The following is a 19,196-nucleotide window of genomic DNA, read 5'->3' as shown; positions in this document are numbered from 1 at the left end:
CGATTGTTAATGAAAATTTCCATCATTATCCCTGTATATAATGGCGAGCGATTCATAGAAGAGTGTATCCGTTCGGCCATGAATCAAGACCTAGACCTATTTGAGGTCATTTGCATTAATGACGGTTCAAATGATAATACTCAAAACATCTTAGCCCAACTCGAGAACGAGTACGCATCTCTTCGAGTGATCAATAAGGTTAATGAGGGGCCTGCAAAGGCTAGAGAAATAGGCGCTGAAAAAGCGACAGGGGAATATCTTGTCTTTTTAGATGGTGATGATCTCTTGGCACCTAACGCTTTAGGTGAAATCTACACTGTCGCTTCTAAAAATGACTTGGATATGGCTGTTTATGACTATGTCATTTTTTCTGACCAGCCAAGGTTTTCGAAAGACTCTGCTCACACACTCAAGCCTGTGAGCGTGTACACCGGTAAGGAGTACATTAACCAGTTTATGTATACCGCATACAATTGGGACAAATTGTGGCGCCGTGATTTTTACATTAGCAAGGTGATATCTGGCGTTGGTGGGTTTTATTATGAAGACCAACTTCCAACTTTAAAAGGCATCTACTCATCCAATCGTATAGCTAGACTCAACATTGTTTGTGTTGGATACAGAGATAATGCGAGCTCAACCACTCGTAGAGCGATTACGAAAGAACATTTTCAAGATCTTCGTTCGGTGATTCTAAGTTATTCTAAGGTGCTAAAAGATAACGATTTATGTCGTAGTCGTTGTGCGCTCATGAAGCTAGCGCATATGCTGGCTTTGTTAGATGAACACCGACATCAGCTGAGACTTGAATTTGATAAAGAAATCTTATCGGTGTACAGCGAGGTTAGAGCGTTCATTGTTTCCCAAAATGGTGGCTTTGTTAACCTTTGTCAAAAAGTCGGTGTAGTTTATGGTTTTTACTACAAGCTAGAAACGATGTGCCTTGCGCGTGTATTTGGATTTATAGGTAAGTTGAGTCGCATCAAACGAATATTAAAAGAAAAAAAGTTGGTAGTAAGTAAAAATCAGGGGCTAGATAATGGCAGTTAATGTACTGTATCCATTAATTTGTTCAGTGTATGTATTATTTATATATCCCATTATCTATTCTAAAATATTGAATAAAAATAAAATATTATCGCTAGCTTTCTTACTGATTCCGTTGTTCATAACAACAGCAACACAGGTTAATATAGGGACGGATTACCCTTCATATATTGGATTATACAAAGGAGAGTTTCCGTTCGATGCATCAAAAGGAGTAATATTTAACTTTCTTTTTGATAACCTTAACTTGATAAGTAATGATCCTAGGCTATTATTTGTTACGGTATCGGCTCTTCAGGTTTTATTTCAGTTTCTTATTTATAAAAAAGTAATTGAGCTTTATGGTAAGACTACATTTTTAATTTTTTTGATTGTCTATTTTTGTTTGACATTTACAAGTAGCTTCAATATTTTAAGATCATCTTTAGCCTCTTTAGTCTTAGCGTATTCCTTCCTTAGTCATTTGCCATACGGAAAGATCAAAAAATATACTTTCAGTACATTATTAGCCGCGTTATTTCACCCTACTGCGATTTTATTTGTTTTTATTCCTATTTTCTTGCCCATCATTAAGAGGAATATCCCCACAATCATATTGATTTCTATAGCTGTAATCGGTTTTATTTTAGGTCAAATTAAATTTGTGGCTGTATTAGCAGATTGGTTATATCACTCATTACCTCCTAGTACCCCATATCGCTTTTATTTGGTCTCCGAGCATATGAATTCATATATTGGAGGGTTAGGGCTGGGAATGTTTGTTAATTTGATCTTCTGCTTGGTTGGTGCGTATTTGGTGAGGCATGAAAGACGTGATGATATGATTCTTTTTTACAATTTATCAATAATAACATATTCGCTAGGCATGGTTTTTTACTATAACCCAATCTTTAATAGGGTACTATATTACTTGGTGTTTTTTCAAGCTATGTTTTTATCATCTCTAATTGTTAAATTATCTCGAGATAGATATTTATATTCTGGTTTTTTAGTTTTAGTGAATTCGTTGCTTTATTTTTATTTTGGGTATTACTCTGTTCAAGTCTTTAATGGAAATATTTAAAGTTTATGAAGTTTTCAAAAATAAATAACTTTGATTTAATACGTTTGTTTGCTGCTATACAAGTGGTTATAGGGCACAGTGTCCATCATTTGGGTGTGGAACTAGTTTTGTATGACTACTTTCTTCGCTATTTTCCAGGTGTGCCAATTTTCTTTTTTGTTAGTGGGTACTTAATTTCATCTGCTTATAAAAGAAGCCCTGATATTAGAAGTTATGCTTTTAATCGAATTGTACGGATATACCCAGCACTTTTAGTATGCTTGTTAGTAACGCTAGCGTTTGTTTTGTTCAACCAGCAAATTGATTTTAGCTTATTGGCGTTGTCAAAGTGGCTAGTGGCACAAGCTACTGTAGGACAGTTTTACAATCCTGACTTTCTTCGTGGTTATGGTGTGGGTGTGATCAATGGTAGTCTCTGGACTATACCCGTGGAATTACAGTTCTATATACTTGCCCCGCTAATCTATCTCTTTGTTGAGCGTTTTAAGGCCAACAGGAAGTGGTTTATTCTGTTAGTTTTGATTAGCTTTGTAGTAGTTAACCAAGTCTATGGGCTTTATTTCACTACCGTGGAGCATAGAGGGGTAATCAATAAGCTTTTCGGGGTGACCTTTTTACCTTTTGTCTATTACTTCATTTTGGGGGTGATAGTTCAAACTTATAGTGAGCAAGTGATAAGCTGGGTTAAGGGGCGATTCGTTACATTTTTACTGTTGCACTTAGTGTTAGCGAATGTAATGGAGGTAAGCGGATTCATTACCTATGGGTCTTATCTAACCCCGATTCTGGTGGTGACTTTATCATTGTTAGTTATTAGTGCGGCTTATTCGATGCCGAGTTTGTCTGAAAAGATGCTAAACAGAAACGATATATCGTATGGGGTATACATATACCACATGCTTTGGGTTAACTTTGTTATCGATTTAGACTTATCGTCAATCTATAAGTTTTCATTGGTGATAGTGTTAACTTTGCTTTCAGGAATATTGTCTTGGCGTTTGATTGAACGTCCATCTCTATCTTTTAAGAGAAAGGCTTTCGCAGAGAATAAAGTGTGATTTTGTAATGAGTGTAATTTTAAAATTAAGTTATTTAATATACTACTTAATCTTTCCTAAAAAGGTTAATCGAGTTGTTTTCTATTCAGCATCGGGAGCGAGTTTTAATCAAAACTCAAAACACCTTTTTGAGTTCTGTATCGCAAACACTGACCTCGAGTGCAAATTTGTTGTGAATAATAACAGACTTCGAGAGCAGTTAAATCAGGAGTTTGGGGGCGGATTTATCTCCAATCAAGGAGTAGAAAACATCCGTTGGATTATGTCTGCTGGAATCTGGGTGACCTCGACTGGGCTTCCGATCAAGGTCCCTTTCTTTGACGTCGGTAGGTTGTGTGTCAATCTTTGGCATGGTATTCCGCTCAAGAAAGTTCTCTATAAAGACGTCAGCATCAATGCTCTGAAGCGCTTGTTGTTCTCGTTTGTGTATCCTAAATATGACATTGTGACTAGCACCTCAGATACTGTCTCCGATGTGCTTGTCGACAGTTTTCGATGCAAGCCGAGTAGTGTCGTTGTTACTGGACAAGCATGGAACGATGCCGTTTTTACCAAAGACAATGCTGCGCAAGTACGAGCACTCGATGCTCGTATCACTGAACAATCGAAATTGGTGTTGTATGCCCCTACCTGGAGAAATGCTCCAGCAAAAGCGTTCAGTCTTAACCCATTTAAAACCTACCCGGATGAGCGTCCTTCCACGGTCTTTTTTCCATTTGAAGATCTCAAGCTCGAGGAGCTACAATCTTATCTCGAAAGCGAGGATATCTTTGTTTTTGTGCGAGCGCACTTGCTTGATGCTCAGAACAACCAAGAAATCCTCAAATTGCCCAATGTTGTTTCTTTTGAGCAAGACGCCTTTCCAGATGTTATGGAGTACATCAATGCATTCGACATGCTGATCACTGATTACTCAAGTATTTACTTCGACTTTTTACATCTAGATAGACCGATGCTGTTTCTTCCATACGACATTGAAGAATACACGAAGAACCCAGGGTTTAACTTTGATTATCACGTAGTCACTCCTGGGCCAAAACCAAGTTCATTTGCAGAGTTTAAAACAGTGCTCTCTAACTCGTTGTCTGGTGACTTTGATCGTGAGCTATTGCTCAGTACCAAACGAAAGTTCCACAAGTTTGATGGGGACAACTGCAAACGTATTTATGAATTAATGAAAGACTATAGAGACAGCAAATAATGTTTAAAGACAGAATTCTTCTCATTACTGGTGGTACAGGCTCATTCGGTAATGCCGTTCTTGATCGCTTCTTAGAAACCGATATCAAAGAGATTCGTATTTTTTCTCGTGATGAGAAAAAACAAGATGATATGAGAAAGAAGTACAACAACGATAAGCTTAAGTTCTATATCGGTGACGTTCGAGACTACCAAAGCATTCTCAATGCAACTCGGGGAGTGGATTACATTTACCATGCGGCAGCGTTAAAACAAGTACCTTCTTGTGAGTTTTACCCTCTAGAAGCAGTAAAAACCAACGTATTGGGTACTGAGAACGTACTCGAAGCGGCGATTGCAAATAATGTTGAGCGCGTGGTTTGCCTGAGTACCGACAAAGCGGTTTATCCTATCAACGCGATGGGCATTTCAAAAGCGATGATGGAAAAAGTCATTGTTGCTAAGAGCCGTAACCTAGAGCACACCAACACAACTATTTGTGCGACTCGTTACGGTAACGTGATGGCTTCTCGCGGTTCAGTGATTCCACTGTTTTTGCGTCAGATCATCAACGGCCAGCCAATCACCATCACTGACCCGAACATGACTCGTTTCATGATGACCCTCAACGATGCGGTTGACCTTGTGTTGCATGCTTTCGTTAACGGAACCAATGGCGATATCTTCGTACAGAAAGCGCCTGCAGCGACTATTAATGTATTAGTTCAAGCACTATTACGCCTTACTCATAAGGATGAGCACCAGATTAACGTTATTGGTACTCGTCACGGCGAGAAGTTGTATGAAGCACTGTGTAGCCGTGAAGAAATGTTTGTAACAGAGGACCAAGGCAACTACTACTGCATCCCATCAGACAATCGAGATCTTAACTACTCAAAATACAATGAAGAAGGTGAGAAAGACCTATCCCTTATCGAAGATTACAACTCTCACAATACTGAGCGTTTGGATGTCGAGGGTATGGTTGAGCTATTACGTAAGCTTGATTTCATTGTCGATATTGAAGCTGGAAGTTTGGTTGTACCAGAGGGCGTATAGATGAAGATTGTTGTAACAGGTGCAAAAGGTTTCATTGGAAAAAACCTCTGTGTCATGCTTCGTGAGCATGGCTATGAAGACCTTGTTGAAATTGACCGTGATACCACAAGTGAGCAAACGATTCATGCGTTAGCTGAGGCTGACTTTGTTTATCACTTAGCTGGAATTAATCGCCCAAAAACAGAAGCGGAATTCCAAGAGGGCAACGCCGATTTTACTGATTTCGTTGTCGAACAGCTTAAAGCTAGTGGTCGAAAGATTCCCCTTGTGGTGAGTTCTTCCACTCAAGCTCTTCAAGACAACGCATATGGACAGAGCAAACGCTCTGCCGAGCAGAGTGTTGAGCAATATGGGCAAGAAAGCGGTGCGTCATTTTATATCTATCGTTTTCCTAATGTGTTTGGAAAATGGTGTCGCCCAAACTACAACTCATTTGTTGCCACTTTCTGTTACAACACACTCAATGACCTAGATATTACCATCAACGACCCTAAAGCTCCGGTAACGCTTGTTTATATCGATGACGTTTGTCGTAGCTTAATTGCTTTACTTGATGGTACTGAGCCGAGTGGGGCCAAAGCTGTTTCACCGGAGTATCCAACCACAGTTGGTGAGGTGGCGGATTTACTGCGAGCGTTTAAAGAGAGTCGAGATAACTTAGTTACGGAAGATGTGGGTACAGGGTTGGTTCGTGCATTGTACTCGACTTACTTAAGCTATATGTCACCTGAGCAATTTAGCTATAGCATCCCTAGTTATGGTGATGAGCGTGGTGTGTTTAGCGAGATGCTAAAAACAAAGCAAGCAGGCCAATTTTCTTTCTTTACCGCGCACCCTGGTATAACTCGAGGTGGGCACTATCATCATAGCAAGAATGAAAAGTTCCTTGTCTTAAAGGGTAAAGCTCGCTTTAAGTTTGAACACATTGGGACGGGGGAGCGCTATGAGCTGGAGACAGAAGGCTGCGCTCCTCAAATCGTCGAGACTGTGCCAGGTTGGTCACATGACATCACGAATATTGGCGATGAAGAGATGATCGTTATGCTTTGGGCAAATGAGATTTTTGACCGAGAAGCGCCAGATACCTTTGCGTTCCCACTGTAAACTTGGAAGAGAAAACAAAAATGAAGAAATTAAAAGTCATGTCGGTGGTTGGCACGCGTCCTGAGATTATTCGTCTGTCCCGTGTGTTGGCAAAATTGGATGAGCATTGTGAGCATATTCTAGTGCACACCGGTCAGAACTATGACTTCGAGCTTAACGAAGTCTTCTTTAATGACTTAGGGGTCCGTAAGCCGGATTACTTTCTTAATGCAGCAGGCAAGAACGCGGCTGAAACTATTGGTCAGGTCATCATCAAAGTGGATGAAGTGCTGGAAGAGATAAAGCCGGAAGCTATGCTGGTTCTAGGTGATACCAACTCTTGCATTTCTGCTATTCCAGCGAAACGTCGTAAGGTGCCTATCTTTCATATGGAGGCGGGCAATCGCTGTTTCGACCAACGAGTTCCTGAAGAGACCAATCGCCGTATTGTCGATCATACCGCAGACATTAACCTTACTTACAGCACGATTGCTCGTGATTACTTGTTAGCGGAAGGGCTTCCAGCCGACCGCGTTATTAAAACGGGCAGTCCAATGTTTGAGGTGCTGAACCACTACATGCCTCAAATCGATAACTCAGACGTTCTTGAGCGTCTTGGTTTGGTGAAAGGTGAGTTCTTTGTGGTGAGTGCTCACCGAGAAGAGAATGTCGATTCACCAAAGCAGCTTGCTAAATTGGCGGAGAGCTTAAATGCAGTAGCGGCGAAGTATGAATACCCAGTTATCGTATCGACTCACCCTCGCACACGAAACCGCATAGAAGCACAAGGTATTGAGTTTCATGCCAACATTCAGCTTCTGAAGCCGTTAGGTTTCCATGACTACAACCATCTTCAGAAAAACGCGAAAGCGGTGCTTTCAGACAGTGGCACAATCAATGAAGAGTCATCGATTATGAATTTTCCGGCGTTGAACTTACGAGAAGCGCACGAGCGTCCAGAGGGAATGGAAGAAGCCGCGGTGATGATGGTGGGTCTAGAAGTTGAGCGCATCATACAGGGCTTGCAGATACTGGAAAGCCAGCCAAGTGGCGAGACTCGTTTATTAAGAAGAGTGGAAGATTACAGCATGCCGAATGTGTCAGATAAGGTCGTTCGTATTGTTCACTCGTACACTGATTACGTGAATCGTGTCGTTTGGAAAAAGTATTAATGCGCTTAGCTTTAATTATTGATGACTACTTGCCCCGCAGTACCCGTGTTGGGGCAAAAATGTTTCATGAATTGGCTTGCCACTACGCAGCTCTAGGACATGATGTTATTGTTATTACCCCCGAACAAGGGCAACAAACAAAGTTAGTAAAAAGTGTTATAGATAACGTAAAAGTTTGGCGATTCTCCAGTGGTGCAATTAAAGATGTACCCAAAGTAAAGCGAGCTGTTAATGAAACGTTGTTGTCAACTCGTGCCTGGAATGCCATTTCTCATGAAGTTAAGCCAGATACGTTTGATGGCATTGTTTACTACTCACCATCGATTTTCTTTGGGGGACTTGTTTCAAAAATTAAAGTACGTTGCCAATGTAAAGCGTACTTGGTTTTGCGAGACTTATTTCCTCAATGGGTTATCGATGCCGGCATGATAAAGCAAGGTTCATTGATTGAAAGATATTTTCGATTCTTTGAAAAACTTTCTTATGAGCAAGCCGATACCATTGGTTTAATGTCTGAAAAAAATCAATTGCTTTTTAACGAGATCACAGGCCATCGTTATACTTCCGAAATATTAAGAAATTGGGCAGAGCTTACCCCGCATATACTGTCTTCTCAGAAAGACAGTATTCGTCGCCAACTAAATTTGGAAGGCAAGGTCATTTACTTCTATGGAGGCAATATTGGTCATGCTCAAGACATGGCGAATTTGATGCGCCTAGCTAGAGCGATGAGTTCATATAGAAAAGCACATTTTCTTTTTGTTGGCCAAGGTGATGAGGTTGCTCTTATTAACCAGTTGGCTAAAGAATGGGGGCTTAATAATTTCACTTACCTGCCATCAGTAGATCAGAATGAGTTTAAGGATCTCCTCGCGGATATTGATATTGGCCTTTTTTCGCTTTCCGCTCAGCATACTGCCCATAACTTTCCAGGTAAACTCCTAGGATATATGGTTCAGTCCATTCCAATTTTAGGTAGTGTGAATCGCGGTAATGATTTACTCGACATTATTAATGACAATAATGCGGGGATGATTTCTGTCAATGGTGAAGACGACGTACTTTATAAGAATGCGTTATCACTGTATGAAAACGTGGAATTGAGAGCGCAAATAGGATGTAGGGCATATTCTCTGCTTGAGCAAGAGTTTTCTGTTCAGGCGGCAGGAGCAACTATTATCGAAGCATTGAAGGAATAGTATGAACACTTATAATGATGAGAGCTTATCTGTACTTTTTGAAAGAGCGCAAACCTCATCAAGAAAAAGGGCACACCATAATTTACATGCTGATTATGGTGAAAAGGTTCAGAGGCTATTCATCGCTTTAATAAAGGGAAGTTATGTTGAACCTCATTATCACGAACTTTCACATCAATGGGAGATGTTTATCGTCGTAAGTGGTGTGATTAGAGTGTGTCAGTATAACTTTGACGGGAGTGTTGCTTCAGAGCTCCTTGTCGGCGATGGTCAGAGGGTAAGGGTTATCGAGTTTCTACCGAAAGACATCCACAGTGTGGAATGTCTTTCCGATAAAGCTCTGTTACTGGAAGTTAAAGAAGGCCCATTTAATCCTCAATTCGCTAAAGTACCTGTGATGATAGCCAAGTAAGTAATGTTATACAGAAATGCACCTAAATGATAAAAAAGACGTTTTTTCCTGAAATCAAGTAACAATGGATGAGTACTTATACTTCTTGTGTTGGAGACTCTTTATTTAACTTCTTACGTAGGAAGCTAGTTATGCGCCAGATATAGGTAAGAATTAATGAGTAAACAACAAAACATCCAATAAATAAACTGAACATGACTGATTCTGGGATATCTCTTGCCTCTCCATAAATGCCTACGCTTGCATAAAGTGAAGCAATAAAGCAAATTGAAATAAGAGTTTGTTTTGGCCCTAACCCTAATCTTTGGAATATATGGTGCAGGTGCTCACGATCTGGTTTGAATGGTGAATCTCCACGGCGTATGCGGCGGATCATTATTGCAGCCATATCCATTAGTGGGACTGCGATTAGCCAAAGAGCCGTGACTGGGCGCATCAAAGGTTCTGAATTTTCAACCTGGCTGACACCTAATAATAGCCAAATGACAGTAAAGCCGATCATCATGCTTCCAGCATCGCCCATGAAAACTTTTCTCTCTCTCCCCAAAACGCCAAGGTTCATGCAAATGTAAGGTAGCATCGCTACTATAATTACGACACATAAATAGGCAAGGCCATGCTGGCTATCGACTTGAAGTAAAAATGCTAACGCGCCAAAGGTTACAATAGATAATCCACCTAGCAGGCCGTCAATCCCATCAACCATATTAAAGGCATTTATTGCTCCAATTACAGCTAGGATCGTCACCAAACTGCCAGCCCAGCCAAGGGATATCTCACCAAAACCAAACATGTCACCTAGGCTATGTAGCTCAATACCCGCTACTTTCATCATTACTATAGATAACGCTGCTTGAATGCCCATTCTAACTTTGAAGTTGAGGTCGATCTTATCATCAACGGCTCCGACAGCTGTTAACACGCAGATGCAAAGTAGATAAAGCCAGCTATGTTCGATAATTTCTGGTTTAAAAGTGAGGTATTGTGTAAGAACTAAACAAATAGAGATTCCACCAACTAAAGGGACTGCACCATTGTGTAGTTTACGAGCGTTGGGCTTGTCAACTAAGCCTACTTTCTTTGCTACTTTTCGCATTAAAAAGAGCGTGGCAAAAGAAGAGAAAAAGATAAAACTGAGTTCGAGGAACATACATTAGCCAACTGTATTATTAAATTTAATCTATGCGATTCTAACGTAAATTAAAGACATGAAAAAGTTAGTAATAGGATATTTATAGCTAACTGTGTTCACAGAAGTGCCTCTAGAGTTGATGTCATTTACGAGGAGGAGTATTCTTAGCTTGATAGTTTTAAGGGGATATTCATGAAAATTGCTGTCGTTGGCACTGGTTATGTCGGCCTTTCAAACGCCATGTTGTTAGCTCAAAACCATGGAGTTGTTGCACTAGATATCGTTCCTGAAAAGGTTGAATTACTCAATAAAAAACAGTCTCCAATTGTTGATGCTGAGATTGAAGATTTCCTTAAGAATAAGGAACTAAACTTTACTGCAACAACGGATAAGCATAAAGCCTATCTAGGCGCAGACTATGTTGTGATTGCAACGCCCACTGACTACGATGCCGTTACGCATTACTTTAACACTTCTTCAGTTGAGGCAGTTATTAAAGATGTGATGGCAATTAACCCTGATGCGGTGATGGTGATTAAGTCTACCGTACCAGTGGGATACACGGCTCGCATTAAAGAAGAGCTTGGTTGTGAGAATGTAATCTTCTCTCCAGAATTTCTTCGTGAGGGTAAGGCGCTTTACGATAACCTTCACCCATCACGTATCATCGTCGGTGAGCGAAGTGAGCGTGCCGAAGTATTCGCTAGCTTGCTGGTTGAGGGGGCTGTAAAAGAAAATATTCAAGTCCTATTTACTGATTCGACAGAAGCTGAAGCCGTAAAACTGTTTTCAAACACCTACCTTGCTATGCGTGTCGCGTACTTCAATGAGCTAGATTCTTACGCAGAAGCGCATGGTTTGGATGCGCGTCAGATCATTGAAGGTGTTGGTCTAGACCCTCGTATTGGTAATCACTACAACAACCCATCCTTTGGTTACGGCGGTTACTGCCTTCCAAAAGACACCAAGCAGTTGCTTGCGAACTACCAAGAAGTGCCAAACAACATTATCGGTGCGATTGTCGATGCGAACCGCACTCGCAAAGACTTCGTAGCGGAATCTATTCTTAAACGCGAACCAAAAGTTGTCGGTATTTACCGTTTAATTATGAAGGCGGGATCTGATAACTTCCGAGCTTCTTCTATTCAAGGCATCATGAAACGTATCAAGGCAAAAGGTGTTGAGGTCGTAGTTTACGAACCAGTACTCAAAGAAGAAGATTTCTTTAATTCTCGAGTAATTAAAGATTTGAATGAGTTCAAGCAAAGTGCGGATGTGATTGTTTCTAACCGTATGGTGGAAGAGTTAGCAGACGTAGCGGATAAAGTTTACACGCGTGACTTGTTTGGTAGTGACTAATCAATATCCGGTAAGGTCCTAGTTTGCTAGGGCCTTCTTTCTTTGCTCTTACCCCTAACCAGCTCCAATTAATTAACCACCTCAATCCCCTCTGCTTCCAACTTCTCTCCTAACTCTTTTTTTGCTTCTTTCTCTCCATGTATCAAATGCACGGCTTTTGGTTGTGTTGGAATCCCAGTAACAAACTTCAATAAATCGCTTTGGTCTGCGTGTGCAGAATAACCAGAGATGGTATGGACCTGTGCGTTGGCTTCGATTGGTTGATTATCGATATCTACCGTGTGGCAGCCTGATTGGATTTCTCGACCTAAGGTTCCTTGCGCTTGATAGCCCGCAAACAACACATCATTTCTTTCGTCTGGTAAGAGTGCTTTTAAGTAATTGACGATTCTTCCTCCTTCGCACATACCGGATGCCGCGACGACAATTGCAGGCTCATCGGTGGAGGCTAGTCGATTCACTAATGCTTGATGTTCTCTATGGCTTTTCACAGTAATGCATTGTTCAAAGGCGAGGGGATGACGATGATTGTTGAGCTTTCGCTTTGCTTCTTTTCCCCACAGTTTTTTGAAACGGTGGTAGGTTTTCGTGACTCTTTTCGCAAGCGGTGAGTCTAGGATAATTGGCAAAGAAGACGACAAGTCGCGTTGGTGAATCAGTTGCTCAATATCGAATAACAGTTCCTGCGTACGTCCTACGCTGAAAGCTGGGATCAGAATTACACCACCGTCTTGCAGTGCGTGATCGATAATGGCGTTCAAGCGTTCAGTTCGAGTGGCAATGTCTTCATGCTCTTTGTTGCCGTATGTGGACTCGATGAACAAATAGTCGGCACGCTTTGGCGGCTTTGGATCGGGCAAGAGCGGGGTATTGGACGGACCTAGATCTCCGGAAAACACGATGATTTCATGATTAGAGAGTTTGAATTCCACATAAGCGGAACCAAGAATGTGTCCAGCAGGTTGAAAGCGCAGGTAACATTGTTTGCCAAGTGGCAGCCATTGTTGGTAGTCATGGGGTCTTATCTGTTTTTTAATGACGTTGAGGACTTGTTGACGCTGATGAAAGTTCAAACCCAGTTGCAGCTTTAATCCATCTTCTAGCATGAGCGGTACCAGTTCGGCTGTTGCTTTGGTGCAGTAAATGGGGCCGTTAAATCCAGCTGCAAACAACCAAGGTAGGCGTCCAATATGGTCGATGTGAGCATGAGTTAGGACTAATGCTTTGATGTGTTTTACCGGAAACTCAATATCCAGTGACGCCTTGCGGTTGCCAAAATGGATGTCTTTGCCTTGGAAGAGTCCACAATCGATCAAGATGCTGCCGTGCGGCAGCCTCAACTCATGACAAGAGCCAGTGACGGTATGTTTCCCACCATGGTGAATCACACTGACGATGTCTGATATTGGTGTTGTCATGTCGATTGCTCCTCCTTGAACAGGCGTAGGTCAATAGTAGATCTTGAGAGCAGGGTAAGTGAATAGAGTTCGTTGGTTGGATGGAATTGAGTGGGAATAACTGGAAGTGCGATTTAGTTCTTTGTTTTGATGTAAGTCGTTTTTCGTTACTTAACTTTAGGTTTGACACATGTGGTTAGTAGATTCCTGATGTCGCTTAGGTTCTTCGGAATGACAGAATTTACTGAGTCGGTCGTAAGCAAACAAAAAGGGATGCGTAATGCATCCCTTTGCTATTTCTGCTTAGTAAAAAGCGAAATTAAGCTTTAGCTGCTGCCGCTGCTTTAGCGATAGCTACGAAGCTCTTAGCGTCTAGAGAAGCGCCGCCAACTAGAGCACCGTCGATGTCTGGTTGTGAGAAGTAAGCTTCAGCGTTTTCTGGCTTAACAGAGCCGCCGTATTGGATGATTACTTGTTCTGCAACTGCTTCGTCTTTCGCTGCGATCAGTGCGCGGATAGAAGCGTGGATGCGTTGTGCATCTTCAGCTGTTGCTGCTTTACCAGTACCGATAGCCCAGATTGGTTCGTAAGCGATGATTGCGCCGTTTAGAGCTTCAACACCGTAAGTGTCGATAACTGCGTTGATTTGACGTGCACATACTGCTTCAGTTTCGCCAGCTTCATTTTGAGCTTCAGATTCACCGATACAGAAAACAGGCGTTAGACCGTTTTCTTTTAGGAAGTTGAATTTCTTCGCGATGAACTCGTCAGATTCGTTGTGGTATTCACGACGCTCTGAGTGACCGATGATGATGTGAGAAGCACCGAAGTCTTTCAGCATTTCTGGAGACATATCGCCAGTGAAAGCACCGCTGTTGTTTAGGTCAGTGTTTTGTGCGCCTAGGATAACTTTGTTATCACCTTCTGCGATTACACACTCAGCTAGACCGATGTAAAGAGCTGGTGGAGCTACTGCTACGTCAACACCTTCAACGCCTTCAAGTTCAGCGTTAATACCAGCTAGCAGCTCAGTTACCATTGCTTTGCTACCGTTTAGTTTCCAGTTACCCATCACTACAGGACGACGCATAGGAATATCTCCCTTATCTTTAATGTAAATAGTCTATTAATGTAAAAAATCTACGTAGGAATATAACAGAATAATGTGAACAGATCATGATTGGCGTCATGTCTTATTCGGCTTTCTTCATCTGGTCGGTGCTGCATTTGTTCTATACCCAAGTAACCTCGAGATGCTAGGTTCAGCGAGAATGGCTTGGTTTGCAGGCGAGGCAACAATTTGAAGATCTAGTGGTTCTAAATTAAAAATTGTTAACAAAGTATGCAGACCAAGGCAGCTCGCCCTTCGGGAGCGTGTCATTGAACCGATGCTGCGTTGTTTTCCTAGCTTGCTTTTTCGGTAAACAGAGAATCAATGACAACGCTCTGGACCCTGTATCTTGAGGTCACTTGGGTCTATCCATTTTGTCAAAAGCAATCGATTGGTGATCGCGTAGACAGAATGATAGTCCATTCCTCGGAAATTGCCGCTTAGATTGGTATTACTACGGGTTAAAAGTTAGCCGTAATAAGAAAGGAATCAAAATGCCAAACTTAGTTTTAGAATATTCCAACTCGGTCGATGAGCGTGTGAATGTTCAAGGCCTATTAGAAGACCTACACAAAGTGACTTTAGACAGTGGTTTGTTCGAGTTGGCGTCCGTCAAATCTCGTGCGCTTCGTTGCCACAACTGGCTGGTAGGGGAAGAGGGCGATAGTGTTGACTTCATCCATATCAACTTTGATTTGCTCGCAGGAAGAAGCTCAGAACAGAAGCGGGAATTATCAAGAGCACTGATGGTGGTGTTGCAAGAACAAGCGAGCCATGTTCGCAGTTTGACTGTGAATGTTCGAGATATGGATATTGATTGCTTCCAGAAGGTGGTAAATTAGACACACTAGATTTACTTAGTGCGGCCAAGGAGTTGTCGCACTTTCAATATGTTGAGTGTTTCGATGTCGATTAAAGAACTACTGTTTTCTTTCCAAGGGCGTATAGGCCGTAAAACTTACTGGGTGTGGAATATCATTTACTACATCATGATCTTGGGCTTCGGTGCTGGCATCAGTAAGTTATTCCCTGCGTTTTCTTATATTCTTCTGCCTATCTTCTTGTTGATTCTTCTTATCCCAGATTTGGCGATCACCACTAAGCGCTGGCATGACCGTAATAAGTCGATTTACTGGCTAGCGTTGAATATCCCGTTGATCATTGGGCGAGTTGCAACGCCAATGACGAACCCAGTAGCGCAAGACCCATCAACACCGCAAATGATGGTCGCTTCGATTTCTCTGATTTGTGGTCTGTGGATTCTGGTTGAGTGTGGTTTCTTGAAAGGTACAGCAGGTCAGAACAACTACGGTCCTGAGCCGAAGTAAGGCCTTTGGGTAGCGAACTTGTCGAAAGTAGATTCTTAGTCTCGCTGGAGCTCGCGAGAATGACAGATTTCTTTTATTTAAGAGTGGCTTAAAGTAGCTGCGAGAAGGAGTCTTTTTAAGGCGTCGTACTGGCTGAAAGTAGATTCTTAGTCTCGCTGAAGCTCGCTAGAATGACGGATTTCTTTATTTAATAGTGACTTAAAGTAGCTGCGAGAAGGAGTCTTTTTTAAGGTATCGTACTGGCTGAAAGCAGATTCTTAGTCTCGCTGGGGCTCGCGAGAATGACGGATTTAATTTATTTAATAGTAAGTTAAATTAACCGTCATTCTGAACAGCGAGGGACGAGCGTGATTCAGAATCTACTCACCGAGTGCTCCGAGTTTGAAGTAAGCTTATTGCTGGTGAATCACAATAAGAAACTAACAATAAGTCATTAAGGAGAGTGAACCATCGACAAAACACCTTGCGTTTACATCCTAACTTCAAAAAATAACTCTGTTCTCTACATTGGTGTTACCAGTCAACTGCCCCAAAGAATATGGCAACATAAAAACGGAGTCGTTGAGAGTTTTACCAAGAAGTATAACGTTCATAAGCTCGTTTACTTTGAACTGTTCGAAGACATGGTTGCAGCCATAAACCGAGAAAAGCAGCTGAAACAATGGAAGCGAGAGTGGAAGTTAGATTTAGTGAGAAAAACGAATCCTGACTTTCTCGATTTATCCAATGAGTTTTAGTAAAAATCATCTCTACCTTTCAACGCCTTCAACTCAACTACATCGGCTTTTTGAGTTGGTGCCGCTTCCCCTTGTAATGCCTCTCTGAATTTTACGACTTGTTTCTGTAGTTCATTCATCAACACGACATTAGTGTGATTGGGGTTTTTACAGTTATGGATGACTCTGTCTATATGGCTTTGTTGCGCCCATAACCTTGGCTGCATCTGCTCTGAGGCACCTTCGATCATCTCTTTTGCCATATCATGACGGAACTGCTCAAAGGCTTCGGGATCGCGTTCCGCCATTTTTACCATTTCATCGAATGAGGGTAAAACTTGTGGTTTGTAGGTGCTTGGCATGGCTATCTCCAAATCCATTGGATGTTGCTCCTAGTTACTAAAAGCTTAATCCATGTAGAAACGGAGATAGAAGGAATTACAACGTCGTCTCATTAATAAGAGTGCATGTTCATAATAAAGTGGAAGAGAGTCGAGATATTAGGCTTGAATGCGGTACACGCAGCGACGCTGGCCACTGATGATGTGCTCATCGCGCTTTATTTTTGTGTCACTGCCGAGAAGTGACTGGAAGACGTTGAGCTCAGATTGGCACAAGCTTGGGCAGCGAGTCGCGGCTTTGCAAATAGGGCAGTGGTTTTCGATGAGGATAAAACCATGTTCATCTTGTTCTAGTTCTGCCATGTAGCCTTCTTGTTCACGCAGAGTAACCAATGTCTTTAGTTTGCTCTCTAGAGAGTCACACTGCTCTAGATGCTGTTGATAGTTTTGTAAGGTGAGTTTCTCGCGCTCTGACGTGACTTTTTCCAACCCATCTTTACCGAAGATGTGCTCTACGGCTTCGATAAACTGAATGGTCAACTCACCATGGCGATCTGCAAACTGCTCATGACCTTTTTGGGTCAGAGACCAATGGCGGGCAGGGCGACCCACTTTGACTTTTACATCATGAATCGACAGGATGCCGTCATCTTCCAAACCTTGCAGATGCTGACGCGCACCCATGGTTGTCATACCCAGTTCAGAAGAGAGCAGTTTTGCGGTGACAGAGCCATCACGCTTAACGATTTGCAAAATCCTATCTACGGTCTTCATATACCCACCATTTATACGTCAGTACATATTATGCGCGATAGGGTTAGTAAAGAAAAGTGTTGACTTAATTTGTGTGTGGATTTGTTGGGTCTGTGCTCATGCGAACAAATATATGTCGTCATTCTGAACAACGAGGGACGAGGTGATTCAGAATCTATCGTCCGTTTGTGTTTTGACTTAAGGTGAATGAGGAAGAGTTGGGGCGCTGTTATTAGATCCTTAGTCTCGCTTGAGCTCGCTAGGATGACGAACTCTTTTGGTTTAGAGCTTCTAAAAGTCACCGTCATTCTGAACAACGAGGGACGAGGTGATTCAGAATCTGTTGTCAGTTTGTATTTTGACTTAAGGTGAATGAGGAAGAGTTGGAGGTTGTTACTAGATCCTTAGTCTCGTTTGAGCTCGCTAGGATGACGAATTCTTTTGGTTTATAGCTTGCTAAAGTAATCGTCATTCTGAACAACGAGGAACGAGTGTGATTCAGAATCTGTTGTCAGTTTGTGCTGTGGTTTAAGGTGAGTAGGAAAGAATAGGGGCTGCTGTTACTAGATCCTTAGCCTCGTTAGTGCTCGCTAGAATAACGCACTCTTATGATGACAGAGGAAGCGTAAATGACTTACAAGGAAAGAAAAGCTCCAGCTCTGGGTGAGCGGGAGCCTCGAACAATGCCTAAAGAATAATATCGCGCACTTCTGGATCTTTACGCTCTAGGTAGTGCGTAGACTTGATGCGACGGATAGTACGACAACGGCCACGAATCAGTAGGGTTTCTGTTGTTGCGATATTACCTTGACGAGAGATGCCTTCTAGCAGGTCACCTTTAGTAATCCCAGTTGCAGAGAAGACTACGTTGTCGCTGCGCGCCATGTCTTCCATCTTCAATACTACGTTTGCTTTTACACCCATCTCTTCACAGCGTTGTAGCTCTGCTGAGCCGTAGATACGGTTTTCTTCCGTATCGCCTTTTACTTCATGACGAGGAAGAAGACGACCATGCATGTCACCGTCTAGTGCACGAATCACCGCTGCCGATACCACGCCCTCTGGTGCACCACCGATGCAGTACATCATGTCGACTTCACTGTCTGGCATACAAGTTAGGATTGAAGCGGCTACATCACCGTCTGGTACAGCGAATACGCGAACGCCCATGGCTTGCATCTCTGCGATCACTTCATCGTGACGAGGCTTCGCAAGCGTAATAACGACTAGCGTATCAAGAGGTTTATTCAGTGCTTTTGCTACGTTTTCTAGGTTTTCTTTAAGTGGCTTACCTAGGTCGATAACACCTTTAGCGCCAGGACCAACAACCAGCTTTTCCATGTACATGTCTGGTGCTTTAAGGAAGCTGCCTTTCTCACCCGCGGCCAATACTGCCAGTGCGTTAGATTGACCCATTGCGGTCATGCGAGTACCTTCGATTGGGTCTACAGCGATATCGACTTCGTCGCCACCAATACCCACTTGTTCACCGATGTACAGCATTGGTGCATCATCGATCTCACCTTCACCAATAACGATTTCACCACTGATGTCTGTTTTGTTCAGCAGGGTGCGCATTACTTCAACAGCAGCACCATCCGCTGCGTTTTTGTCGCCACGGCCAAGCCATTTGTAACCAGCCAAAGCGGCACCTTCAGTAACACGGGAAAATGCCATTGCTAAATCGCGTTTCATGATGTCTCCAAGTAACAAGAGGGAAGAATAATTTGCGCGGCGATTTTATCACATCGTCAGTTAAACGTTTGCCTTTTTGCTGAGCTTTTACT

The 19,196-nt window shown here is 42.3% G+C and carries 19 protein-coding genes; 13 read left to right on the top strand and 6 right to left on the bottom strand.

All coding sequences use genetic code 11. From position 1 onward, the window contains the following. Positions 1 to 9: 9 nt before the first annotated feature. The 9 genes from VJL_RS27530 to VJL_RS07350 are packed head-to-tail and all read left to right on the top strand — an operon-like array spanning position 10 to position 9,272. Positions 10 to 1,050, top strand: coding sequence for a glycosyltransferase family 2 protein (locus VJL_RS27530; RefSeq protein WP_081634935.1), 1,041 nt, complete (start codon positions 10 to 12; stop codon positions 1,048 to 1,050). Next, positions 1,040 to 2,110 carry an EpsG family protein gene (locus tag VJL_RS07385; protein ID WP_038876857.1) on the top strand — a complete coding sequence of 357 codons (1,071 nt, stop codon included), beginning with the start codon at positions 1,040 to 1,042 and terminating at the stop codon, positions 2,108 to 2,110. The genes VJL_RS27530 and VJL_RS07385 overlap by 11 nt, the downstream gene beginning before the upstream one ends. A 5-nt stretch (positions 2,111 to 2,115) precedes the next feature. Beyond that, positions 2,116 to 3,168: an acyltransferase family protein gene (locus tag VJL_RS07380; RefSeq protein ID WP_038876855.1), complete on the top strand. Its 1,053-nt coding sequence runs from the start codon at positions 2,116 to 2,118 to the stop codon at positions 3,166 to 3,168. A gap of 7 nt (positions 3,169 to 3,175) precedes the next feature. Further along, complete coding sequence (locus tag VJL_RS27525) at positions 3,176 to 4,369, top strand: CDP-glycerol glycerophosphotransferase family protein (protein ID WP_081634933.1); 1,194 nt, start codon at positions 3,176 to 3,178, stop codon at positions 4,367 to 4,369. Beyond that, positions 4,369 to 5,406: a polysaccharide biosynthesis protein gene (locus tag VJL_RS07370; protein WP_038876853.1), complete on the top strand. Its 1,038-nt coding sequence runs from the start codon at positions 4,369 to 4,371 to the stop codon at positions 5,404 to 5,406. The genes VJL_RS27525 and VJL_RS07370 overlap by 1 nt, the downstream gene beginning before the upstream one ends. Continuing rightward, a complete protein-coding gene (wbjC, locus tag VJL_RS07365) occupies positions 5,407 to 6,510 on the top strand; it encodes a UDP-2-acetamido-2,6-beta-L-arabino-hexul-4-ose reductase (protein WP_038876851.1) in 1,104 nt (367 codons plus the stop codon). A 20-nt stretch (positions 6,511 to 6,530) separates the two neighbouring features. Next, positions 6,531 to 7,661: a non-hydrolyzing UDP-N-acetylglucosamine 2-epimerase gene (gene wecB, locus VJL_RS07360; RefSeq protein ID WP_038876849.1), complete on the top strand. Its 1,131-nt coding sequence runs from the start codon at positions 6,531 to 6,533 to the stop codon at positions 7,659 to 7,661. Beyond that, entirely contained in the window at positions 7,646 to 8,860 is a 1,215-nt protein-coding gene (locus VJL_RS07355; protein ID WP_227741124.1) for a glycosyltransferase family 4 protein, read from the top strand. Before wecB ends, VJL_RS07355 begins: the two co-directional genes overlap by 16 nt. Before the next feature lies 1 nt (position 8,861). After that, positions 8,862 to 9,272 carry a WbuC family cupin fold metalloprotein gene (locus tag VJL_RS07350; RefSeq protein WP_038876843.1) on the top strand — a complete coding sequence of 137 codons (411 nt, stop codon included), beginning with the start codon at positions 8,862 to 8,864 and terminating at the stop codon, positions 9,270 to 9,272. Positions 9,273 to 9,348: 76 nt separating this feature from the next. Here VJL_RS07350 and wecA read toward each other — a convergent pair whose 3' ends face one another. Next, the gene (gene wecA / locus VJL_RS07345) at positions 9,349 to 10,422 is read right to left on the bottom strand and encodes a UDP-N-acetylglucosamine--undecaprenyl-phosphate N-acetylglucosaminephosphotransferase (protein WP_038876841.1); all 1,074 of its coding nucleotides are present in this window, start codon (positions 10,420 to 10,422) and stop codon (positions 9,349 to 9,351) included. 174 nt (positions 10,423 to 10,596) lie between these two features. Here wecA and VJL_RS07340 point away from each other — a divergent pair, with 174 nt between their 5' ends. Next, on the top strand, positions 10,597 to 11,763 hold the full coding sequence (locus tag VJL_RS07340) for a nucleotide sugar dehydrogenase (protein ID WP_038876840.1): 1,167 nt from the start codon (positions 10,597 to 10,599) through the stop codon (positions 11,761 to 11,763). Between the two features lie 68 nt (positions 11,764 to 11,831). Here VJL_RS07340 and VJL_RS07335 read toward each other — a convergent pair whose 3' ends face one another. Both VJL_RS07335 and tpiA read right to left on the bottom strand, forming a co-directional pair. Further along, positions 11,832 to 13,181 (bottom strand): MBL fold metallo-hydrolase RNA specificity domain-containing protein, encoded by a 1,350-nt coding sequence (locus tag VJL_RS07335; RefSeq protein ID WP_038876838.1) that lies wholly within the window; start codon positions 13,179 to 13,181, stop codon positions 11,832 to 11,834. A 298-nt stretch (positions 13,182 to 13,479) separates the two neighbouring features. Continuing rightward, positions 13,480 to 14,250, bottom strand: coding sequence for a triose-phosphate isomerase (tpiA, locus tag VJL_RS07330; RefSeq protein WP_038876836.1), 771 nt, complete (start codon positions 14,248 to 14,250; stop codon positions 13,480 to 13,482). Positions 14,251 to 14,765: 515 nt separating this feature from the next. On the opposite strand from tpiA, the gene VJL_RS07325 reads away from it, so the two are divergent. From VJL_RS07325 to VJL_RS27780, 3 genes are all read left to right on the top strand, one after another. Continuing rightward, entirely contained in the window at positions 14,766 to 15,113 is a 348-nt protein-coding gene (locus tag VJL_RS07325) for a 5-carboxymethyl-2-hydroxymuconate Delta-isomerase (RefSeq protein ID WP_038876834.1), read from the top strand. A 63-nt stretch (positions 15,114 to 15,176) separates the two neighbouring features. After that, positions 15,177 to 15,599, top strand: a complete 423-nt coding sequence (locus tag VJL_RS07320; RefSeq protein ID WP_038876833.1) for a DUF805 domain-containing protein — start codon at positions 15,177 to 15,179, stop codon at positions 15,597 to 15,599. A 449-nt stretch (positions 15,600 to 16,048) separates the two neighbouring features. Next, entirely contained in the window at positions 16,049 to 16,336 is a 288-nt protein-coding gene (locus tag VJL_RS27780) for a GIY-YIG nuclease family protein (protein WP_081634931.1), read from the top strand. On the opposite strand, the gene VJL_RS07315 is transcribed toward VJL_RS27780, so the two are convergent. The 3 genes from VJL_RS07315 to glpX all read right to left on the bottom strand — a co-directional run bounded on the left by VJL_RS07315 (position 16,333) and on the right by glpX (position 19,104). Next, positions 16,333 to 16,695 carry a DUF3135 domain-containing protein gene (locus VJL_RS07315; protein WP_152436633.1) on the bottom strand — a complete coding sequence of 121 codons (363 nt, stop codon included), beginning with the start codon at positions 16,693 to 16,695 and terminating at the stop codon, positions 16,333 to 16,335. The genes VJL_RS27780 and VJL_RS07315 overlap by 4 nt on opposite strands. 120 nt (positions 16,696 to 16,815) lie before the next feature. Next, entirely contained in the window at positions 16,816 to 17,430 is a 615-nt protein-coding gene (locus VJL_RS07310; protein WP_038876829.1) for a helix-turn-helix transcriptional regulator, read from the bottom strand. A gap of 666 nt (positions 17,431 to 18,096) precedes the next feature. Then, entirely contained in the window at positions 18,097 to 19,104 is a 1,008-nt protein-coding gene (gene glpX, locus VJL_RS07305) for a class II fructose-bisphosphatase (RefSeq protein ID WP_012126871.1), read from the bottom strand. Positions 19,105 to 19,196 lie beyond the last annotated feature (92 nt).

The sequence above is a fragment of the Vibrio jasicida CAIM 1864 = LMG 25398 genome, from assembly GCF_000400365.1.
In the GTDB taxonomy this organism is placed as follows: domain Bacteria; phylum Pseudomonadota; class Gammaproteobacteria; order Enterobacterales; family Vibrionaceae; genus Vibrio; species Vibrio jasicida.
Note: the sequence above shows the minus strand (reverse complement) of the source record. Positions and strands in the feature narration are given on the sequence as shown.

Excerpts from the sequence above, each read along its gene's own strand:
- VJL_RS27525 (WP_081634933.1), top strand. The coding sequence starts at position 3,176 with ATGAGTGTAATTTTAAAATTAAGTTATTTAATATACTACTTAATCTTT.
- VJL_RS07380 (WP_038876855.1), top strand. The coding sequence starts at position 2,116 with ATGAAGTTTTCAAAAATAAATAACTTTGATTTAATACGTTTGTTTGCT.
- VJL_RS07320 (WP_038876833.1), top strand. The coding sequence starts at position 15,177 with ATGTCGATTAAAGAACTACTGTTTTCTTTCCAAGGGCGTATAGGCCGT.
- VJL_RS07335 (WP_038876838.1), bottom strand. The coding sequence starts at position 13,181 with ATGACAACACCAATATCAGACATCGTCAGTGTGATTCACCATGGTGGG.
- VJL_RS07370 (WP_038876853.1), top strand. The coding sequence starts at position 4,369 with ATGTTTAAAGACAGAATTCTTCTCATTACTGGTGGTACAGGCTCATTC.
- wbjC (WP_038876851.1), top strand. The coding sequence starts at position 5,407 with ATGAAGATTGTTGTAACAGGTGCAAAAGGTTTCATTGGAAAAAACCTC.
- tpiA (WP_038876836.1), bottom strand. The coding sequence starts at position 14,250 with ATGCGTCGTCCTGTAGTGATGGGTAACTGGAAACTAAACGGTAGCAAA.
- wecA (WP_038876841.1), bottom strand. The coding sequence starts at position 10,422 with ATGTTCCTCGAACTCAGTTTTATCTTTTTCTCTTCTTTTGCCACGCTC.
- VJL_RS07310 (WP_038876829.1), bottom strand. The coding sequence starts at position 17,430 with ATGAAGACCGTAGATAGGATTTTGCAAATCGTTAAGCGTGATGGCTCT.
- wecB (WP_038876849.1), top strand. The coding sequence starts at position 6,531 with ATGAAGAAATTAAAAGTCATGTCGGTGGTTGGCACGCGTCCTGAGATT.
- VJL_RS07340 (WP_038876840.1), top strand. The coding sequence starts at position 10,597 with ATGAAAATTGCTGTCGTTGGCACTGGTTATGTCGGCCTTTCAAACGCC.
- VJL_RS07385 (WP_038876857.1), top strand. The coding sequence starts at position 1,040 with ATGGCAGTTAATGTACTGTATCCATTAATTTGTTCAGTGTATGTATTA.
- VJL_RS07350 (WP_038876843.1), top strand. The coding sequence starts at position 8,862 with ATGAACACTTATAATGATGAGAGCTTATCTGTACTTTTTGAAAGAGCG.
- VJL_RS07315 (WP_152436633.1), bottom strand. The coding sequence starts at position 16,695 with ATGGATTTGGAGATAGCCATGCCAAGCACCTACAAACCACAAGTTTTA.
- glpX (WP_012126871.1), bottom strand. The coding sequence starts at position 19,104 with ATGAAACGCGATTTAGCAATGGCATTTTCCCGTGTTACTGAAGGTGCC.
- VJL_RS27530 (WP_081634935.1), top strand. The coding sequence starts at position 10 with ATGAAAATTTCCATCATTATCCCTGTATATAATGGCGAGCGATTCATA.
- VJL_RS07325 (WP_038876834.1), top strand. The coding sequence starts at position 14,766 with ATGCCAAACTTAGTTTTAGAATATTCCAACTCGGTCGATGAGCGTGTG.